At 60.5% G+C, this 20,697-nt stretch carries 22 protein-coding genes; 7 read left to right on the top strand and 15 right to left on the bottom strand.

Translation table 11 applies throughout. The features are described 5' to 3' along the window. Positions 1-47: 47 nt before the first annotated feature. Positions 48-968: a hydroxymethylglutaryl-CoA lyase gene (locus tag A0O30_RS20995; protein ID WP_105947855.1), complete on the bottom strand. Its 921-nt coding sequence runs from the start codon at positions 966-968 to the stop codon at positions 48-50. Beyond that, positions 965-2,251: a hydroxymethylglutaryl-CoA reductase, degradative gene (locus A0O30_RS20990; protein ID WP_105947854.1), complete on the bottom strand. Its 1,287-nt coding sequence runs from the start codon at positions 2,249-2,251 to the stop codon at positions 965-967. Before A0O30_RS20990 ends, A0O30_RS20995 begins: the two co-directional genes overlap by 4 nt. A gap of 150 nt (positions 2,252-2,401) precedes the next feature. On the opposite strand from A0O30_RS20990, the gene A0O30_RS20985 reads away from it, so the two are divergent. Continuing rightward, on the top strand, positions 2,402-3,769 hold the full coding sequence (locus A0O30_RS20985; protein ID WP_105947853.1) for a PLP-dependent aminotransferase family protein: 1,368 nt from the start codon (positions 2,402-2,404) through the stop codon (positions 3,767-3,769). Positions 3,770-3,774: 5 nt separating this feature from the next. Here A0O30_RS20985 and dsdC read toward each other — a convergent pair whose 3' ends face one another. From dsdC to A0O30_RS20970, 3 genes are read right to left on the bottom strand one after another with little or no spacing between them, the layout of a single operon-like run. Next, positions 3,775-4,725 carry a DNA-binding transcriptional regulator DsdC gene (dsdC, locus tag A0O30_RS20980; RefSeq protein ID WP_105947852.1) on the bottom strand — a complete coding sequence of 317 codons (951 nt, stop codon included), beginning with the start codon at positions 4,723-4,725 and terminating at the stop codon, positions 3,775-3,777. A gap of 35 nt (positions 4,726-4,760) precedes the next feature. Next, complete coding sequence (locus A0O30_RS20975) at positions 4,761-6,110, bottom strand: D-serine ammonia-lyase (protein WP_105947851.1); 1,350 nt, start codon at positions 6,108-6,110, stop codon at positions 4,761-4,763. 34 nt (positions 6,111-6,144) lie between these two features. Beyond that, positions 6,145-7,488, bottom strand: a complete 1,344-nt coding sequence (locus A0O30_RS20970; protein ID WP_105947850.1) for a gluconate:H+ symporter — start codon at positions 7,486-7,488, stop codon at positions 6,145-6,147. 430 nt (positions 7,489-7,918) lie between these two features. Here A0O30_RS20970 and A0O30_RS20965 point away from each other — a divergent pair, with 430 nt between their 5' ends. Next, complete coding sequence (locus A0O30_RS20965) at positions 7,919-8,182, top strand: DUF3077 domain-containing protein (RefSeq protein ID WP_105947849.1); 264 nt, start codon at positions 7,919-7,921, stop codon at positions 8,180-8,182. A 112-nt stretch (positions 8,183-8,294) separates the two neighbouring features. Here the strand turns inward: A0O30_RS20965 and A0O30_RS20960 are convergent, their stop codons facing one another. From A0O30_RS20960 to A0O30_RS20925, 8 genes are all read right to left on the bottom strand, one after another. Beyond that, complete coding sequence (locus A0O30_RS20960; protein WP_105947848.1) at positions 8,295-9,017, bottom strand: proteasome-type protease; 723 nt, start codon at positions 9,015-9,017, stop codon at positions 8,295-8,297. A 73-nt stretch (positions 9,018-9,090) separates the two neighbouring features. Then, entirely contained in the window at positions 9,091-9,870 is a 780-nt protein-coding gene (locus tag A0O30_RS20955) for a transglutaminase family protein (RefSeq protein WP_105947847.1), read from the bottom strand. After that, positions 9,867-10,817: an alpha-E domain-containing protein gene (locus A0O30_RS20950; protein WP_105947846.1), complete on the bottom strand. Its 951-nt coding sequence runs from the start codon at positions 10,815-10,817 to the stop codon at positions 9,867-9,869. The genes A0O30_RS20955 and A0O30_RS20950 overlap by 4 nt, the downstream gene beginning before the upstream one ends. 3 nt (positions 10,818-10,820) lie before the next feature. Further along, the gene (locus A0O30_RS20945) at positions 10,821-12,230 is read right to left on the bottom strand and encodes a circularly permuted type 2 ATP-grasp protein (protein WP_105947845.1); all 1,410 of its coding nucleotides are present in this window, start codon (positions 12,228-12,230) and stop codon (positions 10,821-10,823) included. 371 nt (positions 12,231-12,601) lie between these two features. Next, positions 12,602-13,531 (bottom strand): LysR family transcriptional regulator, encoded by a 930-nt coding sequence (locus A0O30_RS20940; RefSeq protein WP_105947844.1) that lies wholly within the window; start codon positions 13,529-13,531, stop codon positions 12,602-12,604. A gap of 98 nt (positions 13,532-13,629) precedes the next feature. After that, positions 13,630-14,139: a flavin reductase family protein gene (locus tag A0O30_RS20935; RefSeq protein WP_105947843.1), complete on the bottom strand. Its 510-nt coding sequence runs from the start codon at positions 14,137-14,139 to the stop codon at positions 13,630-13,632. 25 nt (positions 14,140-14,164) lie between these two features. Continuing rightward, a complete protein-coding gene (locus tag A0O30_RS20930; protein ID WP_105947842.1) occupies positions 14,165-15,199 on the bottom strand; it encodes a methionine synthase in 1,035 nt (344 codons plus the stop codon). A gap of 27 nt (positions 15,200-15,226) precedes the next feature. Then, the gene (locus A0O30_RS20925; protein WP_105947841.1) at positions 15,227-16,210 is read right to left on the bottom strand and encodes a DUF1852 domain-containing protein; all 984 of its coding nucleotides are present in this window, start codon (positions 16,208-16,210) and stop codon (positions 15,227-15,229) included. A 491-nt stretch (positions 16,211-16,701) separates the two neighbouring features. Between A0O30_RS20925 and A0O30_RS27890 the strand changes: the two genes are divergently transcribed. From A0O30_RS27890 to A0O30_RS20905, 5 genes are all read left to right on the top strand, one after another. Further along, on the top strand, positions 16,702-16,842 hold the full coding sequence (locus A0O30_RS27890) for a hypothetical protein (RefSeq protein WP_164524465.1): 141 nt from the start codon (positions 16,702-16,704) through the stop codon (positions 16,840-16,842). Between the two features lie 326 nt (positions 16,843-17,168). After that, on the top strand, positions 17,169-17,459 hold the full coding sequence (locus tag A0O30_RS20920; RefSeq protein ID WP_060501668.1) for a hypothetical protein: 291 nt from the start codon (positions 17,169-17,171) through the stop codon (positions 17,457-17,459). Between the two features lie 177 nt (positions 17,460-17,636). Beyond that, entirely contained in the window at positions 17,637-18,143 is a 507-nt protein-coding gene (locus A0O30_RS20915) for a peroxiredoxin (protein WP_105947840.1), read from the top strand. Continuing rightward, entirely contained in the window at positions 18,143-18,649 is a 507-nt protein-coding gene (locus A0O30_RS20910) for a GNAT family N-acetyltransferase (protein ID WP_105947883.1), read from the top strand. Before A0O30_RS20915 ends, A0O30_RS20910 begins: the two co-directional genes overlap by 1 nt. A 207-nt stretch (positions 18,650-18,856) precedes the next feature. Then, a complete protein-coding gene (locus A0O30_RS20905; RefSeq protein WP_105947839.1) occupies positions 18,857-19,333 on the top strand; it encodes a GNAT family N-acetyltransferase in 477 nt (158 codons plus the stop codon). A 60-nt stretch (positions 19,334-19,393) separates the two neighbouring features. Here A0O30_RS20905 and A0O30_RS20900 read toward each other — a convergent pair whose 3' ends face one another. Beyond that, on the bottom strand, positions 19,394-20,419 hold the full coding sequence (locus A0O30_RS20900; protein WP_105947838.1) for an LLM class oxidoreductase: 1,026 nt from the start codon (positions 20,417-20,419) through the stop codon (positions 19,394-19,396). Beyond that, positions 20,416-20,574 (bottom strand): hypothetical protein, encoded by a 159-nt coding sequence (locus A0O30_RS27785; RefSeq protein ID WP_158261461.1) that lies wholly within the window; start codon positions 20,572-20,574, stop codon positions 20,416-20,418. The genes A0O30_RS20900 and A0O30_RS27785 overlap by 4 nt, the downstream gene beginning before the upstream one ends. Positions 20,575-20,697: the final 123 nt, after the last annotated feature.

Here is a 20,697-nt window from a genome sequence, read left to right as displayed (position 1 = left end):
CCTGCCCTTGCGGGCTTGTTGTTTTTGTTCGGGAGCCACAGGCGCTATCAGTGTTCGCGGGCGCTCCTTGCTGCCAGGGCAAGGCCGGCGCGTGAGCGGTTGGCGGTGCCCAGCTGTGCGCTGATGCGCACACCAACCCGTGCCACCGCCTCCAGGTCGACACCGGTGCTGTAGCCCAGGCTGTGCAGCAGGTACAACAGATCTTCCGTGGCCACGTTACCGCTGGCACCCGGCGAGTAGGGGCAGCCGCCGAGGCCCGCGACCGAGCTGTCGAAGGTGCGTACACCCTGCGCGAGTGCGGCATGCACATTGGCGATGGCCATGCCCCAGGTATCGTGGAAGTGGCCGGCCAGTGCCGCGACCGGCAGTTGCCGTGCGCAGTGCTCGAACAACTGAGCCGTTTCATCCGGGCGGCCGGCGCCAATGGTGTCACCCAGGCTGATTTCGTAGCAGCCCAGTTCGTACAGGCGGCGTGCGACCTTGGCCACAGCCTCCGGCGCAACGGCCCCACTGAACGGGCAACCGAGCACGCAGGATACATAACCGCGCACCCGGATAGAGGCTTCGCTGGCGGCGCGCAACACCGGTGTGAAGCGCTCGAAGCTTTCATCGATGGAGCAATTGATGTTGTTGCGCGAAAACGCCTCGGAGGCGGCGGCGAACACCGCTACCTCGCGGCAACCAGCCCGTTGCGCGGCCTCGAAGCCTTGCCGATTGGGCACCAGGGCCGAGTAACTGACCCCGTCGTTGCTGGGCAACTGGCGCAACACCTCGTCGCTGCCGGCCATCTGCGGCACCCAGCGCGGCGACACGAAGGCGCCGGCTTCGATATGCCGCAGGCCGGTGCCAGCCAGCTCGCCGATCAAGCCCACACGGGCGGCCACCGACAGCGGCTGGCGTTCGTTCTGCAGGCCGTCACGGGGGCCGACTTCAAAGACCTTTACCGCTTGCATCGGGACCATGCTCATTGGCCGCGCTTTTGTTTCAGCAGTGCTACGGCGCGGTCGGCGCGCACGTCGTGGTTTTCCACCAACTGCCGGGCAACCCAGTCCACCTCATCGCCTCGGGCGCCCGCCACCACGGCAATATTGCGCGCATGCAGGGCCATGTGGCCGCGCTGGATGCCTTCGGTGGCCAGGGCGCGCATGGCCCCGAGGTTTTGCGCCAGGCCTACGGCCACGGCAATCTCAGCGAGCGCCTGGGCTGTTTTCACGCCGAGGATGCGCAGCGACAGTTGCGCCAGCGGGTGGGTCTTGGTGGCACCGCCGACCAGGCCTACGGGCATCGGCATTTCCAGGGTGCCGACCAAATGGCCGTTGTTGTCCTTTTCCCAGGTGGTCAGCGAGCCGTAGTGACCACTGCGGCAGGCATACGCATGGGCGCCGGCTTCCACTGCACGCCAGTCGTTGCCAGTGGCGACGATCAGTGGGTCGATGCCATTCATGATGCCCTTGTTGTGGGTGGCCGCGCGGTAAGGGTCGACCGCAGCGAAGGCGTAGGCGTCGAGGATGCCTTCGATCACTGCCTCGCCACTGAATTCGGCCGTTTCCAGTTGCTGCGGAGTAATCCGCACCTGGGCCCTGGCCAGGCGCAGGTCGGCCAGGTTGGACAGAATGCGCAGGCGTACCTGGCCCCCGGTAATGGCTTCCATCAGCGGCGCAACGGCCTCGGCCATGGTATTGACGGTGTTGGCGCCCATGGCATCGCGTACATCGACGATCAGGTGCGCCACCAGCATCGGGCCACGCGGGGTATCGGCGAAGGTGTGCACTTCGATGTCGCGGCAGCCGCCGCCAAGGCTGTTGAGCAACTGGTCCTTGCGGTTGGCCAGTTCAATGATTTCGTCTTTGCGGCGCAGCAGGCTCAGGCGTGCATTGAGCGGGTCCTGTATGCCGACGATCTGTACCTGGGCACGCATCAGCGGGGCGCTGCTGGAGGTGGTGAAGCCGCCGTTGGCACGGGCCAGCTTGGCCATGTACGAAGCAGCGGCGACGATCGAGGGTTCTTCCACCACCAGCGGCACCAGCACATCACGGCCATTGATCTGGAAGTTGCTGGCCACGGCATAGGGCAGCTCGAAGGTGCCGATGACGTTTTCGATCATGCCGTTGGCGATGTCCATCGGCAGGGCACCGGCGTTGGCCAGCAGGCTGACATCGTCGTGGCTCAGGCCGAGCAGCTGGCCGATGTGGTCCAGGCGCGCGGCGGGGGACAGGTTACGGAAAGCGGGCAGGCGGGAATCGAGGCTCATGAGGGTACCGTTGGCGTCATTGTTGTTGGGCGGCGGCTTGAGCGCGTCGCCGGCGTGGTGCTAAATGTGCAGCCACTGTGCCCTTGATTGAAGGTACAGTTTTGCCCAACAGTACCCAGACTGTACCCATGACAGCACAGGAGCCAGCCGATGCCTCGTGTCACCCTTGCCCAGCAAGTCGCCGATGCGGTTGAGCAGCAGATCCGCACTGGAGTGCTGAAGGTTGGCGACCGCCTGCCGTCGTTACGCGAGTACATGCGCTTGCACGGGCACTCGAAAAATACGGTGATCACCGCGTACGAGATTCTCGCCTCTCAAGGGTTGGTGGAGGCGCGCCACGGACAGGGCTTTTTCGTCGGTGCGCAAGTGCAGGCCGCCGAGCTGGATGAAACACCACCGTACACCCGGGCCATGGACACCATCTGGATGATGCGGCAGCAGTTCGTTCGCGAACCCGGGCTGGCGCCGTTGGGTGAAGGGTTTGCGCCGGTGTCCTGGTTGCAGGACATGCGCCTCGACAAATTCACCCGGCAAGCGATGCGCAGTGGTGCAGGGAACCTGTTTCGCTATGGCAATCGCCTGGGCAACCCCGGCCTGCGCCAGAGCCTGGTGCGCAAGCTGGCCAGCTACGCCATCAGTGCCACGCCCCGGCAAATCGTGACCACCCACGGCGCCAACCATGCGCTGGACCTGATCATTCGCCGCTTCGTGGTACCGGGCGATGCGGTGCTGGTGGAAAACCCGGGCTACTACCCGCTGTTCGGCAAGCTGCAACTGCACGGCGCACGGCTGCTGAGCGTGCCGCGCCTGGCGGACGGCCCGGACATGGATGCGCTGGAAGCCATGCTGCGCGTCGAACGGCCCCGGCTGTTCTTCATCCAGTCGGTGTGCCACAACCCTACCGGCTCGGATATCTCCCCGGCCAAGGCCCATCGCGTGCTGCAACTGGCCGAGCGGCACGACTTGCTGCTGGTTGAAGACGATGCACTCGCTGACTTCAAGCCCAGCTCCGCGCTCAAGGTGGCGGCGCTCGACCAACTGAGGCGTTCGCTGTACATCGGCAGTTTCTCGAAATCAGTGTCGGCGGCCTTGCGGGTGGGTTACATCGCAGGGAGCAAGGAGGTCATCGACGAGTTGGCCGACCTGCAGATGATGTTGCACACCAGTTGTTCGGAACTGTGCGAACGCACGGCGGATGTGATCCTCAGCGAAGGGCATTTCCTGCGGCACCTGATGCGCCTGCAGGACCGGGTGCGGGAGGCTACCGCCGGCGGGCTGCGGGTGCTGGATGAACTAGGCGCCGAGGTGTTCTGTCGGCCGGAACAAAGCCTGTACCTGTGGGCGCGTTTTCCGGGTATCGAAGACACCGCGTTGCTGACCCGCGAAGTGCAGGGCAGGGGGGTAATGCTGGCGCCGGGGGCGATCTTCCAGACCAACCAGAAGGCCGTGACGCCCTGGACCCGGTTGAATGTGGCCTATTTGCAGGAACCGGTGTTTGCGCAGTGCATCCGTGGTTGAGCAAGTTAATGACTTGAGTCGGGCGCTTGGGCGCTTTCCACAAGCCAGTCGATCAACACCTGCAACCGTCTGGGCATCGGGTCATGAGGCGGGTAGACCAGGTAATAGCCATAGCTGGGGGTATCAACGAAACCACCCAACGGCAGGACCAGTTCACCGCGTGCAATGCGCTCTCTGACCAGTTGTTCCCGGCCGATGGCGATGCCGACATGGTTCAGCGCTGCGAGTGTGCAAAGGTCGGAGCGATCGAATGTTAGAAACCGGTGTGGAGGGGTGATACCGGCGCCTTTGGTGCTGGCCCAGAGCTGCCACTCTGCATCGAATGCAGCATTGTCCCAGGCTGCTACGTCATGCAAGGCGGTGCAGTGATCCAGCCGGTGCAGGTCACCAGTCAATGCATGGATTTCTGCGTAATGGGGGGAGCACACAGGGGCGATCCGCTCGTTCATCAAGTGAATGGTCTTGAGCCCGGGGTGATGGCCGTCCGAATAACAGAGGACCAGGTCGATCTTGCGTGTGCGGTAGTCGATGCTCTCATTACCCACCCTGATATCCAGCTGGATATCAGGGTAGCGGGAAGTGAACTGCGCGAGCCGCGGCACCAGCCAGCATTGTGCTACTGACGGGCGTACATACAACGTCAATTGGCCGGCTATCTCGGCGTGAGCGCGTTCCTGCACGGCCTCGCTTAACTCATCCATGGTCCGTTGCATGACCGAGAACATCCGCTCGCCGTCTTCGGTGAGGCTGACCTTGCGCGGCATGCGATGGAACAGCTTGAGCGCCAGTTCATCTTCGAGGCGATTGATGCGATGGCTTACCGCGCTGGCCGTCAGGCACAGCTCATCTGCGGCGCGCGAGAAGCTCAAGTGCCGTGCGGCCACCAGAAAAACATGCAGGCTGCCCAGGTGCGAGCCACTGAGTTTCACTGCGGCGGCGCCGCCGAGCTTTTTCATCGATCAATCCTTTCTGCGCAGTTCACTGATTGCGGTTAAACGTTTGCCTGCACGCTGCGCCCCTTGGCCAGATAGGCGTTGAACTCGTCCTCGGGCACCATGCTGCCACCCGTGCCCCAGACGAGGTGAGTGGCCTGCTGAAGTTGCGTTGGGGAAAAGCCCTGGCGCGCCAGGTACTCACCCGCTTGCAGTACCCGTAGCATACCGGGTACCCCGGCCAGGGCAGAGGGTTCCAGTTTGACCTTGTCCTGCTCATGGGCGATGACCATCAAACGGTACAGTTCTTCGTCGGTCACGGTGTAGTAACCATCAATCAGTCGCTGCATGGCTTTGCCGACAAACCCGGACGGGCGCCCGACCGCCAGGCCGTCGGCGGCGGTGATGTTGTCGATGCCGAAGTCCTGCACACTGGTTTCATCGTGCAAGCCGGTGTACACCCCCAGCAGCATGCACGGGGAATGGGTGGGTTCGGCAAAGATGCAATGCACCGCATCGCCGAACACCAGCTTCAGCCCGAATGCGACACCACCGGGGCCGCCCCCGACGCCGCACGGCAGGTACACGAACAATGGATGATCGGCGTTCACCTGGATGCCGGCCTCGTCGAACTGCCGTGCCAGCCGTTCGGCGGCAACGGCATAGCCGAGGAACAGCTGCGGGGAGTTTTCATCGTCGACAAAATAACAGCTGGGGTCTGACGCTGCCTGCTGGCGACCTTGCTCGACCGCCACGCTGTAATCGCAGGCGTGCTCTACCACCGTTACGCCGTTGGCGCGCAGCTTGTCCTTCTTCCATTGCCTGGCGTCGGACGACATGTGCACGCTCACCCGGAAGCCCAGCTTGGCGCTCATGATGCCAATCGACAGGCCCAGGTTGCCGGTCGAACCCACGGCTATCTTGTACTGGCTGAAGAATGAGCGGGCCTCATCGTTGGCCAGTCTGGTGTAGTCATCCGACGGCGTGATCAAACCGGCCGCCAAGGCCAGGTCTTCGGCGTGCTTGAGCACTTCATGAATGCCGCCCCGGGCCTTGATGGATCCGGAGATAGGCAAGTCACTGTCCGCCTTGAGCCACAGGCTGCCCACGTTTTGCAGTGAGCCTTCCTCGATAAGCCGTTGGCGAAGCTGCGGCAGCGGGGTGATGTGCGACTCGATCACCCCGCCGGCAGCTGCCGTTTCAGGGAACACAGTGGCCAGGTAGGGTGCGAAACGCTGCAATCGTGCGCTTGTCGCTTGCACGTCGTCCGCCGTCAGGCCTACGTCGTGCAGGGCTTCGGCAGCCTTGGCGATACCAGGGTTGAACCAGCTGGTTTCTTTCAGGGCAACCAGGTCGGCGATGATCGGGTGGCTTTGTTGCCAGGCTTCAAGGGTTTTTCCGTGAATCATGATTTCACCTGTTGCGCAGTATGTGCAGAGTAGATCAGACAATCTTCGAAAGGAGCAGGGTCAGGCACAAGGCAACTACCGAGGCCAGTACCGTAGCGGCCGTGAACTTCTTCAGTGCGTCGCTAAGGGAAAGGCCCAGGTATTCCTTCACCACCCAGAAAGCTGAGTCGGTGATGTGGGTCCAGCCGATGGCGCCGGCACCGATAGCGATCACCAGGATTTCCCGGTTGTATTCCGGGTGCTGGCCAAGCATCGGCATGACCATGCCGGCCGCGCTGATCATCGCGACGGTGGCCGAACCGACGGCAAAGTGCATGATCCCGGCGATCAACCAGGCGAGGATGATCGGGTTGAGTTGCGTCTGGTTGAGCACATCGGCCAGTGCCTTGCCGATACCGCTGCCCACGAGCATGTCATTGAAGGCGCCACCGGCGCCGATGATCAGCAGAATGCCGGCCAGGGGAGGGAAGCAGCGCTGGGTCAGGCTCAGCAAGTCAGACATGTCCAGGCCACGACGCATGCCCAGCGCCCAGTAGGCGAACACCACCGACAGCGTCAGGGCAATCAATGGGCTGCCGAAGAAAGCCACCCACTCGTATAGTGCAGATCCCTTTTCCAGGACAGTGACGGCCAGTGTTTTGCCGACCATCAACACAAGCGGCAGCAGTACGGTCGCGAGTGTGATGCCGAAGGCGGGCATTACCTGATCATCTGCTTGAGTGACCGTGCGTGCGGACAGGAAGGCCTGTTGGGATTCGCTGGCCTCACGTTTGCAAGTGAAGCGAACCCACACCGGCCCAGCGATGATGGCGGTTGGCAGGCCAACGATCAGGCCGTACAGGATGACAGTGCCGATATCCGCATTGAGCATGCCGGTAATGGCCGTGGCGGCCGGGTGCGGCGGGAGAATGCAGTGCACCACCATCAGCGAGGTGGCCAGCGGGACACCGAGGTACAGCATGCTGATGCGGGTTTGACGTGCGACCACGTAGATCAGCGGAATCAACAGGACGAAGCCAACCTCGAAGAACACCGGGATGCCGGCGATGAAGCCAACGAGCATCATTGCCCAGGAGGCATTGCGTTCACCCAGCGTGTTCAAAAGCGTGGTGGCGATGCGTTTGGCGCCTCCGGACTCTTCCAGCAATTTGCCGAGGATACTGCCCAGGCCGATGATACCGGCGAGAAAGCCCAGCGTGCCGCCCATGCCTTTCTCGAATGCGGCCACAATTGCCGTGGGCGCCATGCCGGTGCCGACACCTACCACCAGGCTTGCGGCCATCAACGCGAGAAAAGGGTGGACTTTGAATTTGCTGATCATGGCTACGATCAGGAGTATTGCGGTGCCCAGGACGAATAATGAGAACGTTGGAGTCATCGTGTAGTTATCTCTATCGCTGATCGCTTCCGTGCGAGCTTCTTGTTGGTTTGCACCCATTAGATTTCAGCGATTTGATCGACTCAAACGATGGCTCCTCACAGCATGGATGAATGCATGTCATGCATGCTGAGTACCCGGGAAATCAGATTTTGCCGCTTCCATGTAGTCCATTTCCCAAAGATACTCCCAGCGCCTGTTTTTCGTTGCGTCCGTGTTTTCAGCGCTCTAGTGTCGGTTTGTCGTTGCACACAACGACCGGCTTTGACAGGCCGCGACGATATACAGAGCATGACCGTTCATGGCGGTTGTGTATGGGGCACGTTCGCGTGCGCCGGTTTCTGTGTTCGCCGGTCTGTCAACCCATACACAGCTGCCACCTTTCCGTTTGACAGCGGGTTGGCGGTGGCCCTAGCGAGAACACAGTGCGATGTACACAGAAGAAAACAAATTCACCGTCGGCAAAACCACCTTCTACCAAGGTGAAAACCAGACCCACCCCCTGTTCCGCATCGAGGCCGGCATTCCTTGCCAGAGCGCCCGCGAGCAGGCTTCAGAGTTGATGGGCTACGCGCGGGACATGACCCTGGATGGCTTGATGGAAGACAAACCGCAGCTGATTTGGGCCTCGCATTACCTGTGTGCCTTGGCCAAGGCACTCATGGATGATGCCGAGCTGGGCATGATGAAGTGAGTCACCGGCTTCGTGCTGAGGCTCACTGATGTGTTGCCAGTGCCGGCCCCTTCGCGGGCTTGCCCGCGAAGAGGCCGGCACTGGCGCTAGAGGTTTTGAGTGGATGGCTCGATCAGCCATAAGGCGGCGCTGGCAGCTCCGCCAACAACCGCTTCAACCCATCGCTCCACTGCCTGCGAATCTGCTGGTAATACGCATCCTCACCGGTAATGCGTTTGCGTGTCGTGCATTCCAGGCTGCCTTCGCGGTACACCAGCAAGTCCAGCGGCATGCCCACCGACAGGTTGCTGCGGATGGTGGAATCGAACGAAATCAGACCGCAACGCAACGCTTCATCCAGTGGCGTCTGGTACTGCAGGTTTCGGTCAAGAATAGGCCGCCCGTACTTGCTTTCGCCCAGTTGCAGGAACGGGGTGTCTGGCGTGGCCTGGAAGAAATTGCCCTGCGCGTAGACGTTGTAGATGGCCATGGGTGCGCCGGCTATCTGGCCGCCGACAATGAATGAACTGCTCAGGTCGATGTCGCCCGTAAGTTTGCTGCGGTCACGGTTGACCACTTCGCGCAGGGTGTCGGCGACCAGCACCGTTGCATCGTAGAGCGTGGCAACGTTCAGCAGGTGAGGGCCGCTGCCCTGGCTGCGTTGCTGCAGCAGGTTCACCACCGACTGCGAGGTTGCCAGGTTGCCGGCGGTCTGCAGCACGATCAGCCGCTCGCCCGGCACGCTGAACACGAACAACTTGGCAAAGGTGGAGATCTGGTCGATGCCGGCGTTGGTGCGTGAATCGCTGATGAAGACAAGCCCGTCCTCAAGGTGCATGGCGACACAGTAAGTCATGCGGTTTCCCTGGTATTGGATATGGAGTGGTCTTGCCGCACCTGCGCGGCAAGACCGGCCTGCTGCAAACGCGTCACTGGCGGTGTACGTGAACGCTGGCCTGCATCGATTCGATACCGCCGCCGCGGCGCACGCCCCGGACCGGGCAGGCATCGAGGTAGTCCAGGCCAACCGCCAGCTTCAGGTGACGGTCTGGCCGCGTCAGGCGGTTGGTGATGTCGAAGCTGTACCAGGCGTCGTCGATCCAGGCTTCTGCCCAGGCGTGGCTGGCCAGGTGCTGCTCGTCCTCGGTGCACAGGTAGCCCGAAACGTAGCGTGCCGGCACCCCCAGGCTGCGGGCGCAGGCCAGGAAGGCGTGGGTGTGGTCCTGGCACACCCCGACGCCGCCGTTGAATGCTTCGATCGCGGTGGTACCTACCGAAGTGGCCCCCGGGCGGTAGGGCATGTGCTCAGCCAAGCCTTGCATCAGCCCCGTCAGTGCCGCCCGGTCTCGGTGCTCGCCACATTGTCGGGTGGCGAAGGCCTTGAGCGTGTCATCGGCCTGGGTCAGGCGGCTGACACGCAGGAATGGCAGGGGAGACTGGCTTTCGGCCTCCTGCTCGCAGTCCGGGTCGATCTCTACCTGCCCGCTTGCAGTCAGCGCCAGGTGGCCGTGGGGTTTGTCCAGGGTCAGCACATGCAGGATGTTGCCGTACGGGTCGATCTGGCTCTTGACCTTGCAGGGCAGGCCCAGTTGCCATTCATTGATGCGTTGGCGTGCGCTGCTGCGCGGCGTCAGGCGCAGGAACTGGATGCTGTTGCTGACGTCGCTGGCATAGCTGTAGGTGGTGTCGTGGCGAATGGACAGTTTCATACAACCTCCAGGTAGGAGTGATGGACCGCCTGGCCCAGTTGGTTGATGCGGCCGATAAAATCACTGAGCCAAGGGTGCAAGCCCGCTTCGAGGATTTCATCGATGGCGGTGTAGCGCAGGCGCGCGTTGAGTTCGGCAGCCATGCGCTGGGCGGCGCGCCCGCTACTGCCCGGCAGACCGGCCAGGATCAGGTCCAGTTCCTCGATGCAGGCATGCAGCGAGCGCGGTACGTCCACCCGCAACAACAGCAATTCGGACACTGGCCGGGCACTGGGGGCGGCGCGATAGATCTCGTTGAAGGCTTCATACGAGGTCAGCGCACGCAGCAAGGCGCTCCACTGGTAATAACCACGGGCGGAATCGTCGCTGACCTCTTCGGAGGTTTCGCCGAACATTTCATAGCGCGCATCGAGCAGGCGCAGGGTGTTGTCCGCGCGTTCCAGGAAAGTGCCCAGGCGGATGAAACTGTAGGCATCGTTGCGCATGATGGTGCCGGAGGTGGCGCCACGGAACAGGTGCGAGCGTTCCTTGACCCAGTCGCAGAACTGGCTGATGCCATAGCGGCCAAGGCCATTACTGGCGATATTGCGCATCTCGATCCAGGTGGCGTTGATGTTTTCCCACATGTCGGCGGTGATGCGGCCACGTACTGCATGGGCATTGGTGCGGGCGGCCTGCAGGCAGCAATAGATGCTGCTGGGGTTGGTCGCGTCGAGGGCGAAGAAGTGCAGCATGCGCTCGGTGTCGAGCTCGGTGTGCCGGCGGATGTAGTCGTCCAGCGTGCCGGATGCCAGCAGCGACATCGCCAGCTCGGCATGGCCATCGCTGCGCCCAGCCTGGGGCATCAACGACAGCGAATAGCTGACCTCAAGCATGCGCGCGAGGTTTTCTGCACGCTCCAGGTAGCGCGACATCCAGTACAGGTCGGAAGCGGTTCGCGAAAGCATGGTTCAGTCCTCCACCACCCAGGTGTCCTTGGTACCGCCGCCTTGCGACGAGTTGACCACCAGCGAGCCTTCCTTCAGCGCCACGCGGGTCAGGCCGCCGGGCACCAGGCGGGTTTCACTGCCCGAAAGCACGAACGGGCGCAGGTCGATGTGGCGTGGGGCGATGCCGCTGTCGACAAAGGTCGGGCAGGTGGACAGGCACAAGGTGGGTTGCGCGATATAGGCGTGCGGGCGGGCTTTGATGCGCGCGCGGAAGTCTTCGATCTGGGCACTGGTCGATGCCGGCCCAACCAGCATGCCGTAGCCGCCGGAGCCCTGGGTTTCCTTGACCACCAGTTCAGGCAGGTGGGCCAGGACGTGGGACAGGTCCGCAGGCTTGCGGCACTGCCAGGTGGGCACGTTGTTCAGGATCGGCTCTTCGCCCAGGTAGTAGCGGATCATGTCGTCGACATAGGGGTAGATCGATTTGTCGTCGGCCACGCCGGTGCCGACGGCGTTGGCCAGTACCACATTGCCGGCGCGGTACACCGAGATCAGCCCCGGCACGCCGAGCATCGAGTCCGGGTTGAACGACAGCGGGTCGAGGTAGTCGTCGTCCAGGCGGCGGTAGATCACATCAACCTGCTGCGGGCCGGCGGTGGTGCGCATGTAGACATGCTCGTCACGCACGAACAGGTCTGCGCCTTCGACCAGCTCGATGCCCATTTCCCGGGCCAGGAACGCATGTTCGAAATAGGCGCTGTTGAAGCGGCCGGGGGTGAGCAGCACGGCAGTGGGGTTGTCCAGCGGGCTGGCGCTCTTGAGCGTGTCCAGCAGCAGGTTGGGGTAGTGGTCGATGGGGGCGATACGCTGGGCGGCAAACAGCTCGGGGAACAGGCGCATCATCATTTTGCGGTCTTCGAGCATGTAGCTGACGCCGCTGGGGGTGCGCAGGTTGTCTTCCAGCACGAAGTAGCTGCCATCGCCGTCACGCACCAGGTCGACACCGGCGATGTGGGCATACAGCCCCCGGTGCAGGTCCAGGCCCTGCATGGCGATCTGGTAGCCCTCGTTGGCCAGCACCTGCTCGGGCGGGATGATACCGGCCTTGAGGATGCGCTGGTCGTGGTAGATGTCCTGCAGGAACAGGTTAAGCGCCTGCACACGCTGGATACAGCCGCGCTCGACCGTGCGCCATTCGCTGGCGCGGATGCTGCGCGGGATGATATCGAAGGGGATCAGGCGCTCAGTGTCCTCGCTGTCGCCGTACAAGGTGAAGGTGATGCCGGCACGGTGGAACAACAGGTCCGCCTCACGTCGGCGCTGCTCCAGCAGCTCCAGCGGGGTGTTCGCCAGCCAGCGAGCGAACTCCTGGTAATGCGGGCGGCAACTGCCGTTCGCTTCGTACATCTCATTGAAAAAAGCCCGGGACATACCCACTCCTTGCCACCGTTGCCGGCAGCTTCATTGCGGTTCATCTGCGTTTTTCAGGGTGCTGCCTTGCTGGGGTCGGTGGGTGCCGTGTCTCGCGTGAGCCTCGGTTGCGATTGGTTGCCTGTGCGGTGAGCACAACAAGCATTGCAATGAAGGTGCCGAAAACGCCGTGCAGCGGGGATGTTGAGGGGAAAGCGCTGCGAAACACGGGATTTGGGCGGGTAATCCGTGGCAGTACGGGCGGTGTTTGCTCTAGCTGCGAGTGAGCAACGCCGGGCCGACAGCCAGGCGCGCATCAAAAAAGGGCGCTTTGAAACCCGTTACCGATTTTGACCCGAATTGGGGCGTGGTCTGCTAAGGCCGCGCAGCTGTCAGAGCACGGGCCCTGACGCCACGCTGACACCCGCCAGCGTGGTGAAGGAGATGTCCTTGGCCGTGAGCAGAAAATCGCTCACGTATGGTACTTCCAGCATGTCACTGCGCAGTGCTGCGTAGAGCCTGGCCTGCAAGCCCTGTTCGCCAAGGCGCTTGGCGGTTACATAGCCACGCGAGCTGTACTCATGCACTGCCCAGTTGGGCAGGCAGCAGACACCGCGCCCGGACGCCACCAGCTGCATCATCATCACGGTCAGTTCCGAGGTGCGAACCTGTGCCGGCTCGACGTCGGCCGGGTCGAGAAAGCGGGTGAAAATATCCAGGCGAGTGCGTTCGATCGGGTAGGTGATCAGCGTCTGGTGGGCGATATCGGAAGGTTCCAGGTAAGGCTTGTCGCGCAGGGCGTGGTGGTTGTCGATAGCCAGCAGTGCCTCATAACCGAACAACGGCACGTAGGTGATGCCCGGCAGTGTTACCGGGTCGGAGGTGACTACCAGGTCCAGGTCGCCGCGCTCCAGGGCTGGCAGTGGTGCGAAGGAAAAACCGGAGGCGAGGTCCAGTTCCACCTCTGGCCAGGCGCTGCGAAACTCATCCACGGAAGGCATCAGCCACTGGTAGCAGCTGTGGCATTCGATGGCGATGTGCAGCCGCCCGGCCGAGCCCCCGGCCAGTTTGCCAAGGTCCCGTTCGGTACTGCGGATTTGCGGCAACACCTGGTCGGCCAACTGCAACAGTTTCAGCCCCGCACTGGTGAAGCGCACCGGCCTGGATTTGCGCACGAACAGCGGCATGCCGATCCGTTCTTCCATGTCGCGGAACTGGTGCGACAGGGCTGATTGGGTCAGGTGCAGGCGCTCGGCGGCCTCGTGCAGGCTGTCGGTTTCACGCAGCGCGTGGAGGGTTCGCAGGTGGCGTAAATCGATCATGGGTAAATTACGGATCAACTCGATGAACGTGGGTTCTCCTCGCTCTCAAGCAGCCCTGGCAATCCCTTTCAGTAGGTTTCCGTGGGTGGGGCAGAGGCTCAAGCCGCGTTGTGCGCGGCGATGTTGCGGTACTGCCCCTTGAAATACAGCAGTGGCTGCGTATCAGCCGCTGCCTGCAGGCTCAGTGCTTTAACTTCACCAATCACGATCAGGTGATCTCCGGCAGCGTGTTCGGCGTGAATTTCGCAATCGAGCCAGTGGAGGCTGCCAGCAATGATCGGGTTACCCAGCGGCGACGTCTGCCATTGCACGCCGTGCCACTTGTCGGTGCCGCGCTGCGCAAAGCGGTTGGAAATGCCGACCTGTTCACCTGACAGGATGTTGACCATGAAGCGGCCAGCCTGGCGAATCTTCGGGTAGCTGGCCGAACGGGACATCACGCTGAATGACACCAGCGCAGGGCTCATCGACACGCTGTAGAACGACTGGCACGTGAAGCCGACGGGCTCACCGTCAAGGTACGATGTAATCACCGTGATGCCGGATGCGAAGTGCCCAAGCGCCTGGCGAAAACTAGACGGCTCGATGGCCTTACCGGAAAGCAACATAGTAGGTCCTGTGGCTGCGTTTGCTTCAGCGTGCGTTGACGAGTTCCTGGCGGACGATTGCCGCGCCTGCACTCAACGCCTTGAGCTTGCCGCTGGCTACCTGACGAGGCAGGGGTGCCATACCGCAATTGGTGCACGGGTATAGTTTGTCGGCATCGACGAACTGCAGTGCCTTGCGCAGGGTGTCGGCAACCTGCTCGGGTGTTTCAATGGCATGGCTGGCCACATCAATGGCGCCGACCATGACTTTCTTGCCGCGAATCAGCTCGATCAGGTCCATTGGAACATGCGAGTTATGGCATTCCAGCGAGATGATATCGATGCTGGACTGTTGCAGTTTGGGGAAGGCTTGCTCATATTGCCGCCACTCCGAGCCCAGGGTCTTTTTCCAGTCAGTATTGGCTTTGATGCCATAGCCATAGCAGATATGGACGGCAGTTTCGCACTTGAGGCCTTCAATGGCCCTTTCCAGGGTGGCCACGCCCCAGTCATTCACTTCGTCGAAGAAGACATTGAATGCCGGTTCGTCGAACTGAATGATGTCAACACCGGCCGCTTCCAGTTCCCTGGCTTCCTGATTGAGAATCCTGGCGAATTCCCAGGCCAGTTTCTCGCGGCTTTTATAGTGGCTGTCGTACAAGGTATCGATCATGGTCATGGGGCCAGGCAGCGCCCACTTTATCGGCTGCGTGGTCTGTTGGCGCAAGAACTTGGCATCTTCGACAAATACGGGTTTCTGTCGGGCGACAGCACCCACCACGGTTGGCACGCTCGCGTCGTAACGATCGCGGATTCTAACGGTTTCCCGCTGCTCGAAATCAACACCACTCAGGTGCTCGATAAAGGTGGTGACGAAGTGCTGACGTGTTTGTTCGCCATCACTGACAATGTCGATACCGGCGTGTTGTTGTTCTTGCAAGGCCAGGCGCAGGGCATCCTGTTTGCCTTCGATAAGTTGCGCGTCTTGTAACTTCCACGGTGACCAGAGTGTTTCAGGTTGGGCAAGCCAGGACGGTTTAGGCAGGCTGCCGGCAGTGGACGTGGGGAGTAGCGTGTTCATGAGCGATGACCTTGTACTTTGAATGATTCAACGGGCGTATTGAGCGGACCATTGCTCAAGCGTGGCCTGGTAGGGTTTGACAAAGTTCGCCTCGGCAAATTTGCCCTGTTCGATCGCCAGCCGGCTGCGCTCATCCCGATCGTAGACAATGCGCGTGAGCGAGTAGTCCTGGTGCTTCAGGCTGGGCTGGTAGGCCTTGCCGGCTGCAGAGTTGGCATTGTAGATTTCGGGGCGGTAGATCTTCTGGAAGGTATCCATGGTGCTGATGGTGCTGATCAGCTCAAGGTTGGTGTAATCCGCCAGCAAGTCACCGGAAAAATAGAATGCTAGCGGGGCAACACTGTCCGGCGGCATGAAATAGCGAACCTTCAAGCCCATTTTCTTGAAGTATTCGTCCGTCAGCGAGTATTCATCCTGCTGGTATTCAGCGCCCAGTACAGGGTGCTGGTTTTCGGTGCGGTGGTAGGTTTTGCTGCTCGATACACTCAGGCAGATAACCGGCGGTTTGTTGAAGTGCTGCTGGTAGGTTTGCGAATTTACGAAGCACTTGAACAGGTTGCCGTGCAGCGCGCCAAAGTTCTCGGGCGTGCTGAAGGTTGTCCGATGCTTGTTGTGCTCCAGCAACAGTACACTGAAGTCGTAGTCGCGAACGTATGAGGAAAAGTTATTGCCTACCATGCCCTCGATGCGGGTATTGGTTGTGCGGTCGACAATATGGGTTTTCAGTATTTCTATCAACGGCAGGGTATTGCCGTGCTGTTCGGCTTCCAGGTTCATTTCCACCGAAATGATTTCCAGCTCGACGTGGTAGCGGTCATTGTCGGGGTTATCCCAATGCGCCAGCGCGTTGAAACGGTTGTCTATCATCGTCAAGGTGTTGCGCAGGTTTTCCTGGCGGTTCGCCCCCCGCGCCAAATTGGCGAAGTTGGTGGTGATGCGGGTGTTTTCGGCAGGGTGATAATGTTCGTCGAAGGCAATGCGTTTGAGGCTAAACGTAGGTGCTGTATTCATGGTGCGCGGTGTCCTGATGCTTGAGGTCGAGCCTTCCAGTGCTGTCCAGTTGCACCTTCCGGGGCCTTCGCTCAACAAACTTTATGCTGATGCATGATCAGGACGTAGTTTAAGCAGGGCGTCTACATGAAGGGTATTGAAGATAATTCACAGGTTTTTTAGTGTTGCTCATGATGTGTGCCATGGCCAGTACCAGGCGTGTGCCTGATGGACGCGCCGAGCGAGCCCTTGGATGACAGCCTGTACAGTTGATGAGCGCTCCTCGGGCCATGCCTGGTTCTCAAGCGCGCAGAAGGTATTTGGGGACTTGGCACGAAAATCTCATGTCAATCGAAAGCCATACTAATCTTTTGGCTTTGCAACCACCCTTCATGGAAGAAGAATAAAAGGGGGCTTACATGAGTTGTCTGATCTGCGCAGGGCAGGCTGAAACTGTCGAATGCGCCCACGGATGGGAAGCGCGGTGTTGTTCCCGATGTGGATGTTACCGAATGTCCCAAACGCTCATCCTGGCCATGATGGAGGAGGGGCAGATTTTCGATACTGCGCGAATGCGCGAATGGCTGACGGCCCGGCGCGTTCAGGACGCTGTGCCTTCGATCGACCATCATCAGGCGATACTGGCCCGCTGAACAGGCGATGCGCCACATTCTGGGTGATATCATAATAATATTATCCGGCATGCACAGGCAAAGTTGCATCAGAACATCGCCCGGTTTAAAGAGTTCCTTGCGACAGGGAATAATTCTGCCTGTGCCTGTCGGGCCAGAGAATCGATTGAACAAGGGTTCTTTACCATGGTTAAATCGCGCCAGCTCAAACGCCTGGCAGCGCCTGAGCTTCGTGAGATACATGGACGGCTCGCAGTGAATCGCTAGACAAGCCTCGTGTTATTTCAACAGCGCAAAGGTTGCTGTGGCGTAAATTCACACACTTACTAAAGGGAATTAGGCATACCATGCTGTTTTCGAACGAGCGGGAAATCATTGGCAGCTACAAGATGCTGCCGACCAAAGACGCGGACGCCATTTACTCGCAGAAAAGCATGCTCCTCAAGGCTGCCAAGTTCCTCAAACTGGTGGGCTGGTTTTGCATCATCCTCGGGTTGCCCATGCTGTTCATGCTTGTACCCGGCATCATCATGATTGGGCTCGGTGTTTTCTTGTTGGTACGTGCCAACAAGAATATCAAGGTGATCGAGCAGGCAACCGAAGCGTATTGCGCTGAAATCGGTGTGGCGCCGGTCTGACGAGGTTGGGCCGCTAGCGTCATCAACACCCAAGCCGTAGTCTCCTGTTCGCGCAAGAGGCTGCGGCTTTTGCATTTCAGCTGCCAGGGATATCAAACCCGCACGGCAACCACGGACATTTCGACCAGACTGCGGCATCATGGCTTGCTCAATCATCACCTGATGCAGGAGACAACGATGATCAAAACTGGCGATCAACTGCCCGACGTTACCCTTTACGAATACAACAACGACGCTGGCATCTGCGCGATCGGCCCGAATGCCTTTTCTGTTCACGACCGGTGCAAGCAGAAAAAAGTGGTTATTTTCGGCTTGCCTGGCGCGTTCACGCCCACGTGCTCCGAACGCCACGTTCCGGGTTACGTAGCGCAGGCACAAGCATTGTTTGCGGCTGGCGTTGACGAAATTTTCTGCGTTTCGGTAAACGATGCCTTTGTCATGAATGCCTGGGGCAACAGCCTCCAGGTGGGCGATGCCGTGAAGATGATCGGCGATGGCAATGGCGACTTCAGCGATGCGCTGGGCTTGATCCAGGACCTGTCGGCCCGCGGGCTGGGGCGCCGTTCGCTGCGTTATGCCATGGTGGTCGACGACCTGATCGTCCAGCACGTTGCGGTGGAAGCGCCTGGCAAGTTCGAGGTCAGTGACGCGGCGAGCGTGTTGGCTGCACTGCGTTCGGTATGATGAAAGTGGATATCCGTAACGAACGAGCCGAAGACATCGAGCAGATTGCCGCAGTGACCATCGCTGCGTTCGCTCAGGCAGAACACTCTAGCCATACCGAACAGTTCATTGTCGATGCATTACGCAAAGCCGGGCAATTAACGGTTTCGCTGGTGGCAGTGGACCAGGAGCGAGTCGTTGGACACGTTGCGATCTCTCCAGTCACCGTCTCTTCCGGTGCGGCGGGTTGGTATGGGCTTGGGCCCCTATCCGTGCTGCCGGACTGGCAAGGCCGGGGTATTGGCGCCTCTCTGATGAAGGCTGCTTTGAGCGAATTGCAAGATCAGGGTGCAGCGGGTTGTGTCGTGCTTGGCGATCCTGCTTACTACAGCCGTTTTGGCTTCAACGCTCACGCTGAGCTGGTGTTGCCTGGCGTGCCTCACGTGTATTTCCAGGCGCTGTCCTTTTGCGGTGACGTTCCTGCAGGGACTGTGGAATATCACGACGCGTTCAATGCCACGGCGTGAGCGGGTTTTGACATCGCTCATGAAGCATCCGATGATGCCCCTATGACGACTTGCAGCCGCGTGTACATGATGCGTCCCATGATGACCGCCTTGGGCGGGCCATAGGACGTTGCGCGCGTAAATCCTGACGTAACCCTAAGCCCCGCCACTAATGGTCGGGGCTTTTTCATGCTCCGGTCATGATCACCCATGACAAGGAGCGTGAGCATGTTACAGATCCGTCCAGCCAGGTACAGCGACGCCGAGGCTGCTTTCTCTATCAGGCTTCAGGCGATACGGCACCAGTGTATTACCGTCTACACGGCAGAACAGGTTCAGGCCTGGACGCAGGTGCCGCTGACGGAGCAGTACAGGCTCAGCGTAGAGCGGTGTTACCACATTGCAGGGTGGGACGATGCCCCTGTAGCCACAGGGTACATCGATTTCCAGTCCGGCGAGCTGGGGGCTCTGTTTGTACTGCCAGCGTTCATGGGGCAGGGAATTGGCAGGGCTATGGTCCAGTATCTGGAGCGTCTGGCGCTTGAGGCCGGGCTTTGCGAGATTCATCTGGACGCGACCCCCAATGCCACTTCGTTCTACCGTCGGTGTGGTTATCAGGGGGAGGCTGAAGGAATCTACACCTCGCCTTCAGGGCTTGAGCTGGCCTGCACACCCATGCACAAGCGATTGACTGGATGCGCATGAAGCAGTCGGGCAGCTCCATGCAAACCGCGCCCGCCAGCACACCTTGGCCTGCATCCGGGCTTACCAGGTTTGCACATGGGGCTCTGGCCCAGTCAGTGATGGAAACAGTGGCAGCACTTCTTCTGCCAGCTCCTGGATGATTTCCTGCGGCGGGCGCTGCGCCATTTGCATGCCCAGTGCCGCATGATTGACCCCGGCCTCGCGCCAGTCGTGCAGCAACTCGATCAAGCCGTTGCGGCCTGTGCGCAATACGTAGCCACCTTGTTGCGGCGTTCGCGGGAAGTTCGGGTCTTCATCAAGATCAATCCACTCATTGGTGACATGCGGACGAAAGCCACCCCCAGGAATGGCCGCTCGCCAAGCTCGGATCTTCTCGGCCAGGCGCTTGGGACCAAGGATGTTGTGGGTGGCCTCGGGGTAGGTAATCCAGCCGTCGGCCTGCTCGCCAAGCCACTGCAAGGATTGGCGTGACGAACCGGTCACCAGCAACGGGATCTGTCCGGTAACGGGGTTCGGCAGCAGTCGGGCCCTGTCGAGTTGCCCCAATGGCGAATGGATCGGCACCGCGTGGCCAGACAACAACTTGCGGAAGTAGTCCACGCTTTGCGCGAAGCGCTCGCCACGGTTCTCGTGGGGTAGGCCATAGGCTGGAAACTCTACGGGTCGGTCGCCCGAGGCAATACCCAGCACCAAGCGCCCACCGGACAGGCAGTCCAGGCTAGCCGCAGCTTTGGCCAGGTCGATGGGATGGCGCAGGGCAAAGATCGCGCTACCGGTTGCCAGGGCGATCTTGCGGGTATGGGCGGTCAGGTAGCCAAGGTAGGTGAAAGGATCGAATACCTGGCCGGCGTCGCCGAAAGCCGGGTCGTACAAGGGCACGTCACGTACCCACACGGCTGCAAAGCCCAGGCGGTCGATTTCGCTGACCAGTTGTGCCTGGCCGCGGAGCACTGCCATGTCACCGTCATAAAAACGAAGCGGCAGGAAGACGCCCAGTGTCAGTTGGCCCTGGGCGAACATGCGACGATAACCGGGATGCTGGGCGAAGGCATCGGCGCTGGCGCCTTTGCTGTTGATGAGGTTCATGGGCAATCCTTGGTCAGGGGTTCAGGGGCCAATGGCTGGCGCAGGGAGACGATCGCGGCAATGTGCAGCCAGGCGAAGCTGGCGAGTTCTGCGATGGTGATCTTGAAACTATTGGGGGAGCTGTCGGTATACAGTACGGGTGCAGGGTCCTGCATGGTATTCACCTTAATAAAACTGATTCGAGGTAGCCTGACTTCACGCTATGCTAGGCATTAAGAAGCGGGCTTACTAACGATCCTTTCATTCTCTAACATCAGTTTTTCTAAGGTTGGAATTCT

The organism is Pseudomonas sp. LLC-1 (genome assembly GCF_002992185.1).
GTDB classification, from domain to species: Bacteria; Pseudomonadota; Gammaproteobacteria; order Pseudomonadales; family Pseudomonadaceae; genus Aquipseudomonas; species Aquipseudomonas monteilii.
This window is presented reverse-complemented; position numbering and strand designations above follow the sequence as displayed.

Bases quoted from the DNA above. Each gene is read 5' to 3' on its own strand.
- A0O30_RS20995 (WP_105947855.1), bottom strand. From the start codon at position 968: ATGAGCATGGTCCCGATGCAAGCGGTAAAGGTCTTTGAAGTCGGCCCC.
- A0O30_RS20990 (WP_105947854.1), bottom strand. From the start codon at position 2,251: ATGAGCCTCGATTCCCGCCTGCCCGCTTTCCGTAACCTGTCCCCCGCC.
- A0O30_RS20985 (WP_105947853.1), top strand. From the start codon at position 2,402: ATGCCTCGTGTCACCCTTGCCCAGCAAGTCGCCGATGCGGTTGAGCAG.
- dsdC (WP_105947852.1), bottom strand. From the start codon at position 4,725: ATGAAAAAGCTCGGCGGCGCCGCCGCAGTGAAACTCAGTGGCTCGCAC.
- A0O30_RS20975 (WP_105947851.1), bottom strand. From the start codon at position 6,110: ATGATTCACGGAAAAACCCTTGAAGCCTGGCAACAAAGCCACCCGATC.
- A0O30_RS20970 (WP_105947850.1), bottom strand. From the start codon at position 7,488: ATGACTCCAACGTTCTCATTATTCGTCCTGGGCACCGCAATACTCCTG.
- A0O30_RS20965 (WP_105947849.1), top strand. From the start codon at position 7,919: ATGTACACAGAAGAAAACAAATTCACCGTCGGCAAAACCACCTTCTAC.
- A0O30_RS20960 (WP_105947848.1), bottom strand. From the start codon at position 9,017: ATGACTTACTGTGTCGCCATGCACCTTGAGGACGGGCTTGTCTTCATC.
- A0O30_RS20955 (WP_105947847.1), bottom strand. From the start codon at position 9,870: ATGAAACTGTCCATTCGCCACGACACCACCTACAGCTATGCCAGCGAC.
- A0O30_RS20950 (WP_105947846.1), bottom strand. From the start codon at position 10,817: ATGCTTTCGCGAACCGCTTCCGACCTGTACTGGATGTCGCGCTACCTG.
- A0O30_RS20945 (WP_105947845.1), bottom strand. From the start codon at position 12,230: ATGTCCCGGGCTTTTTTCAATGAGATGTACGAAGCGAACGGCAGTTGC.
- A0O30_RS20940 (WP_105947844.1), bottom strand. From the start codon at position 13,531: ATGATCGATTTACGCCACCTGCGAACCCTCCACGCGCTGCGTGAAACC.
- A0O30_RS20935 (WP_105947843.1), bottom strand. From the start codon at position 14,139: ATGTTGCTTTCCGGTAAGGCCATCGAGCCGTCTAGTTTTCGCCAGGCG.
- A0O30_RS20930 (WP_105947842.1), bottom strand. From the start codon at position 15,199: ATGAACACGCTACTCCCCACGTCCACTGCCGGCAGCCTGCCTAAACCG.
- A0O30_RS20925 (WP_105947841.1), bottom strand. From the start codon at position 16,210: ATGAATACAGCACCTACGTTTAGCCTCAAACGCATTGCCTTCGACGAA.
- A0O30_RS27890 (WP_164524465.1), top strand. From the start codon at position 16,702: ATGTCCCAAACGCTCATCCTGGCCATGATGGAGGAGGGGCAGATTTTC.
- A0O30_RS20920 (WP_060501668.1), top strand. From the start codon at position 17,169: ATGCTGTTTTCGAACGAGCGGGAAATCATTGGCAGCTACAAGATGCTG.
- A0O30_RS20915 (WP_105947840.1), top strand. From the start codon at position 17,637: ATGATCAAAACTGGCGATCAACTGCCCGACGTTACCCTTTACGAATAC.
- A0O30_RS20910 (WP_105947883.1), top strand. From the start codon at position 18,143: ATGAAAGTGGATATCCGTAACGAACGAGCCGAAGACATCGAGCAGATT.
- A0O30_RS20905 (WP_105947839.1), top strand. From the start codon at position 18,857: ATGTTACAGATCCGTCCAGCCAGGTACAGCGACGCCGAGGCTGCTTTC.
- A0O30_RS20900 (WP_105947838.1), bottom strand. From the start codon at position 20,419: ATGAACCTCATCAACAGCAAAGGCGCCAGCGCCGATGCCTTCGCCCAG.
- A0O30_RS27785 (WP_158261461.1), bottom strand. From the start codon at position 20,574: ATGCAGGACCCTGCACCCGTACTGTATACCGACAGCTCCCCCAATAGT.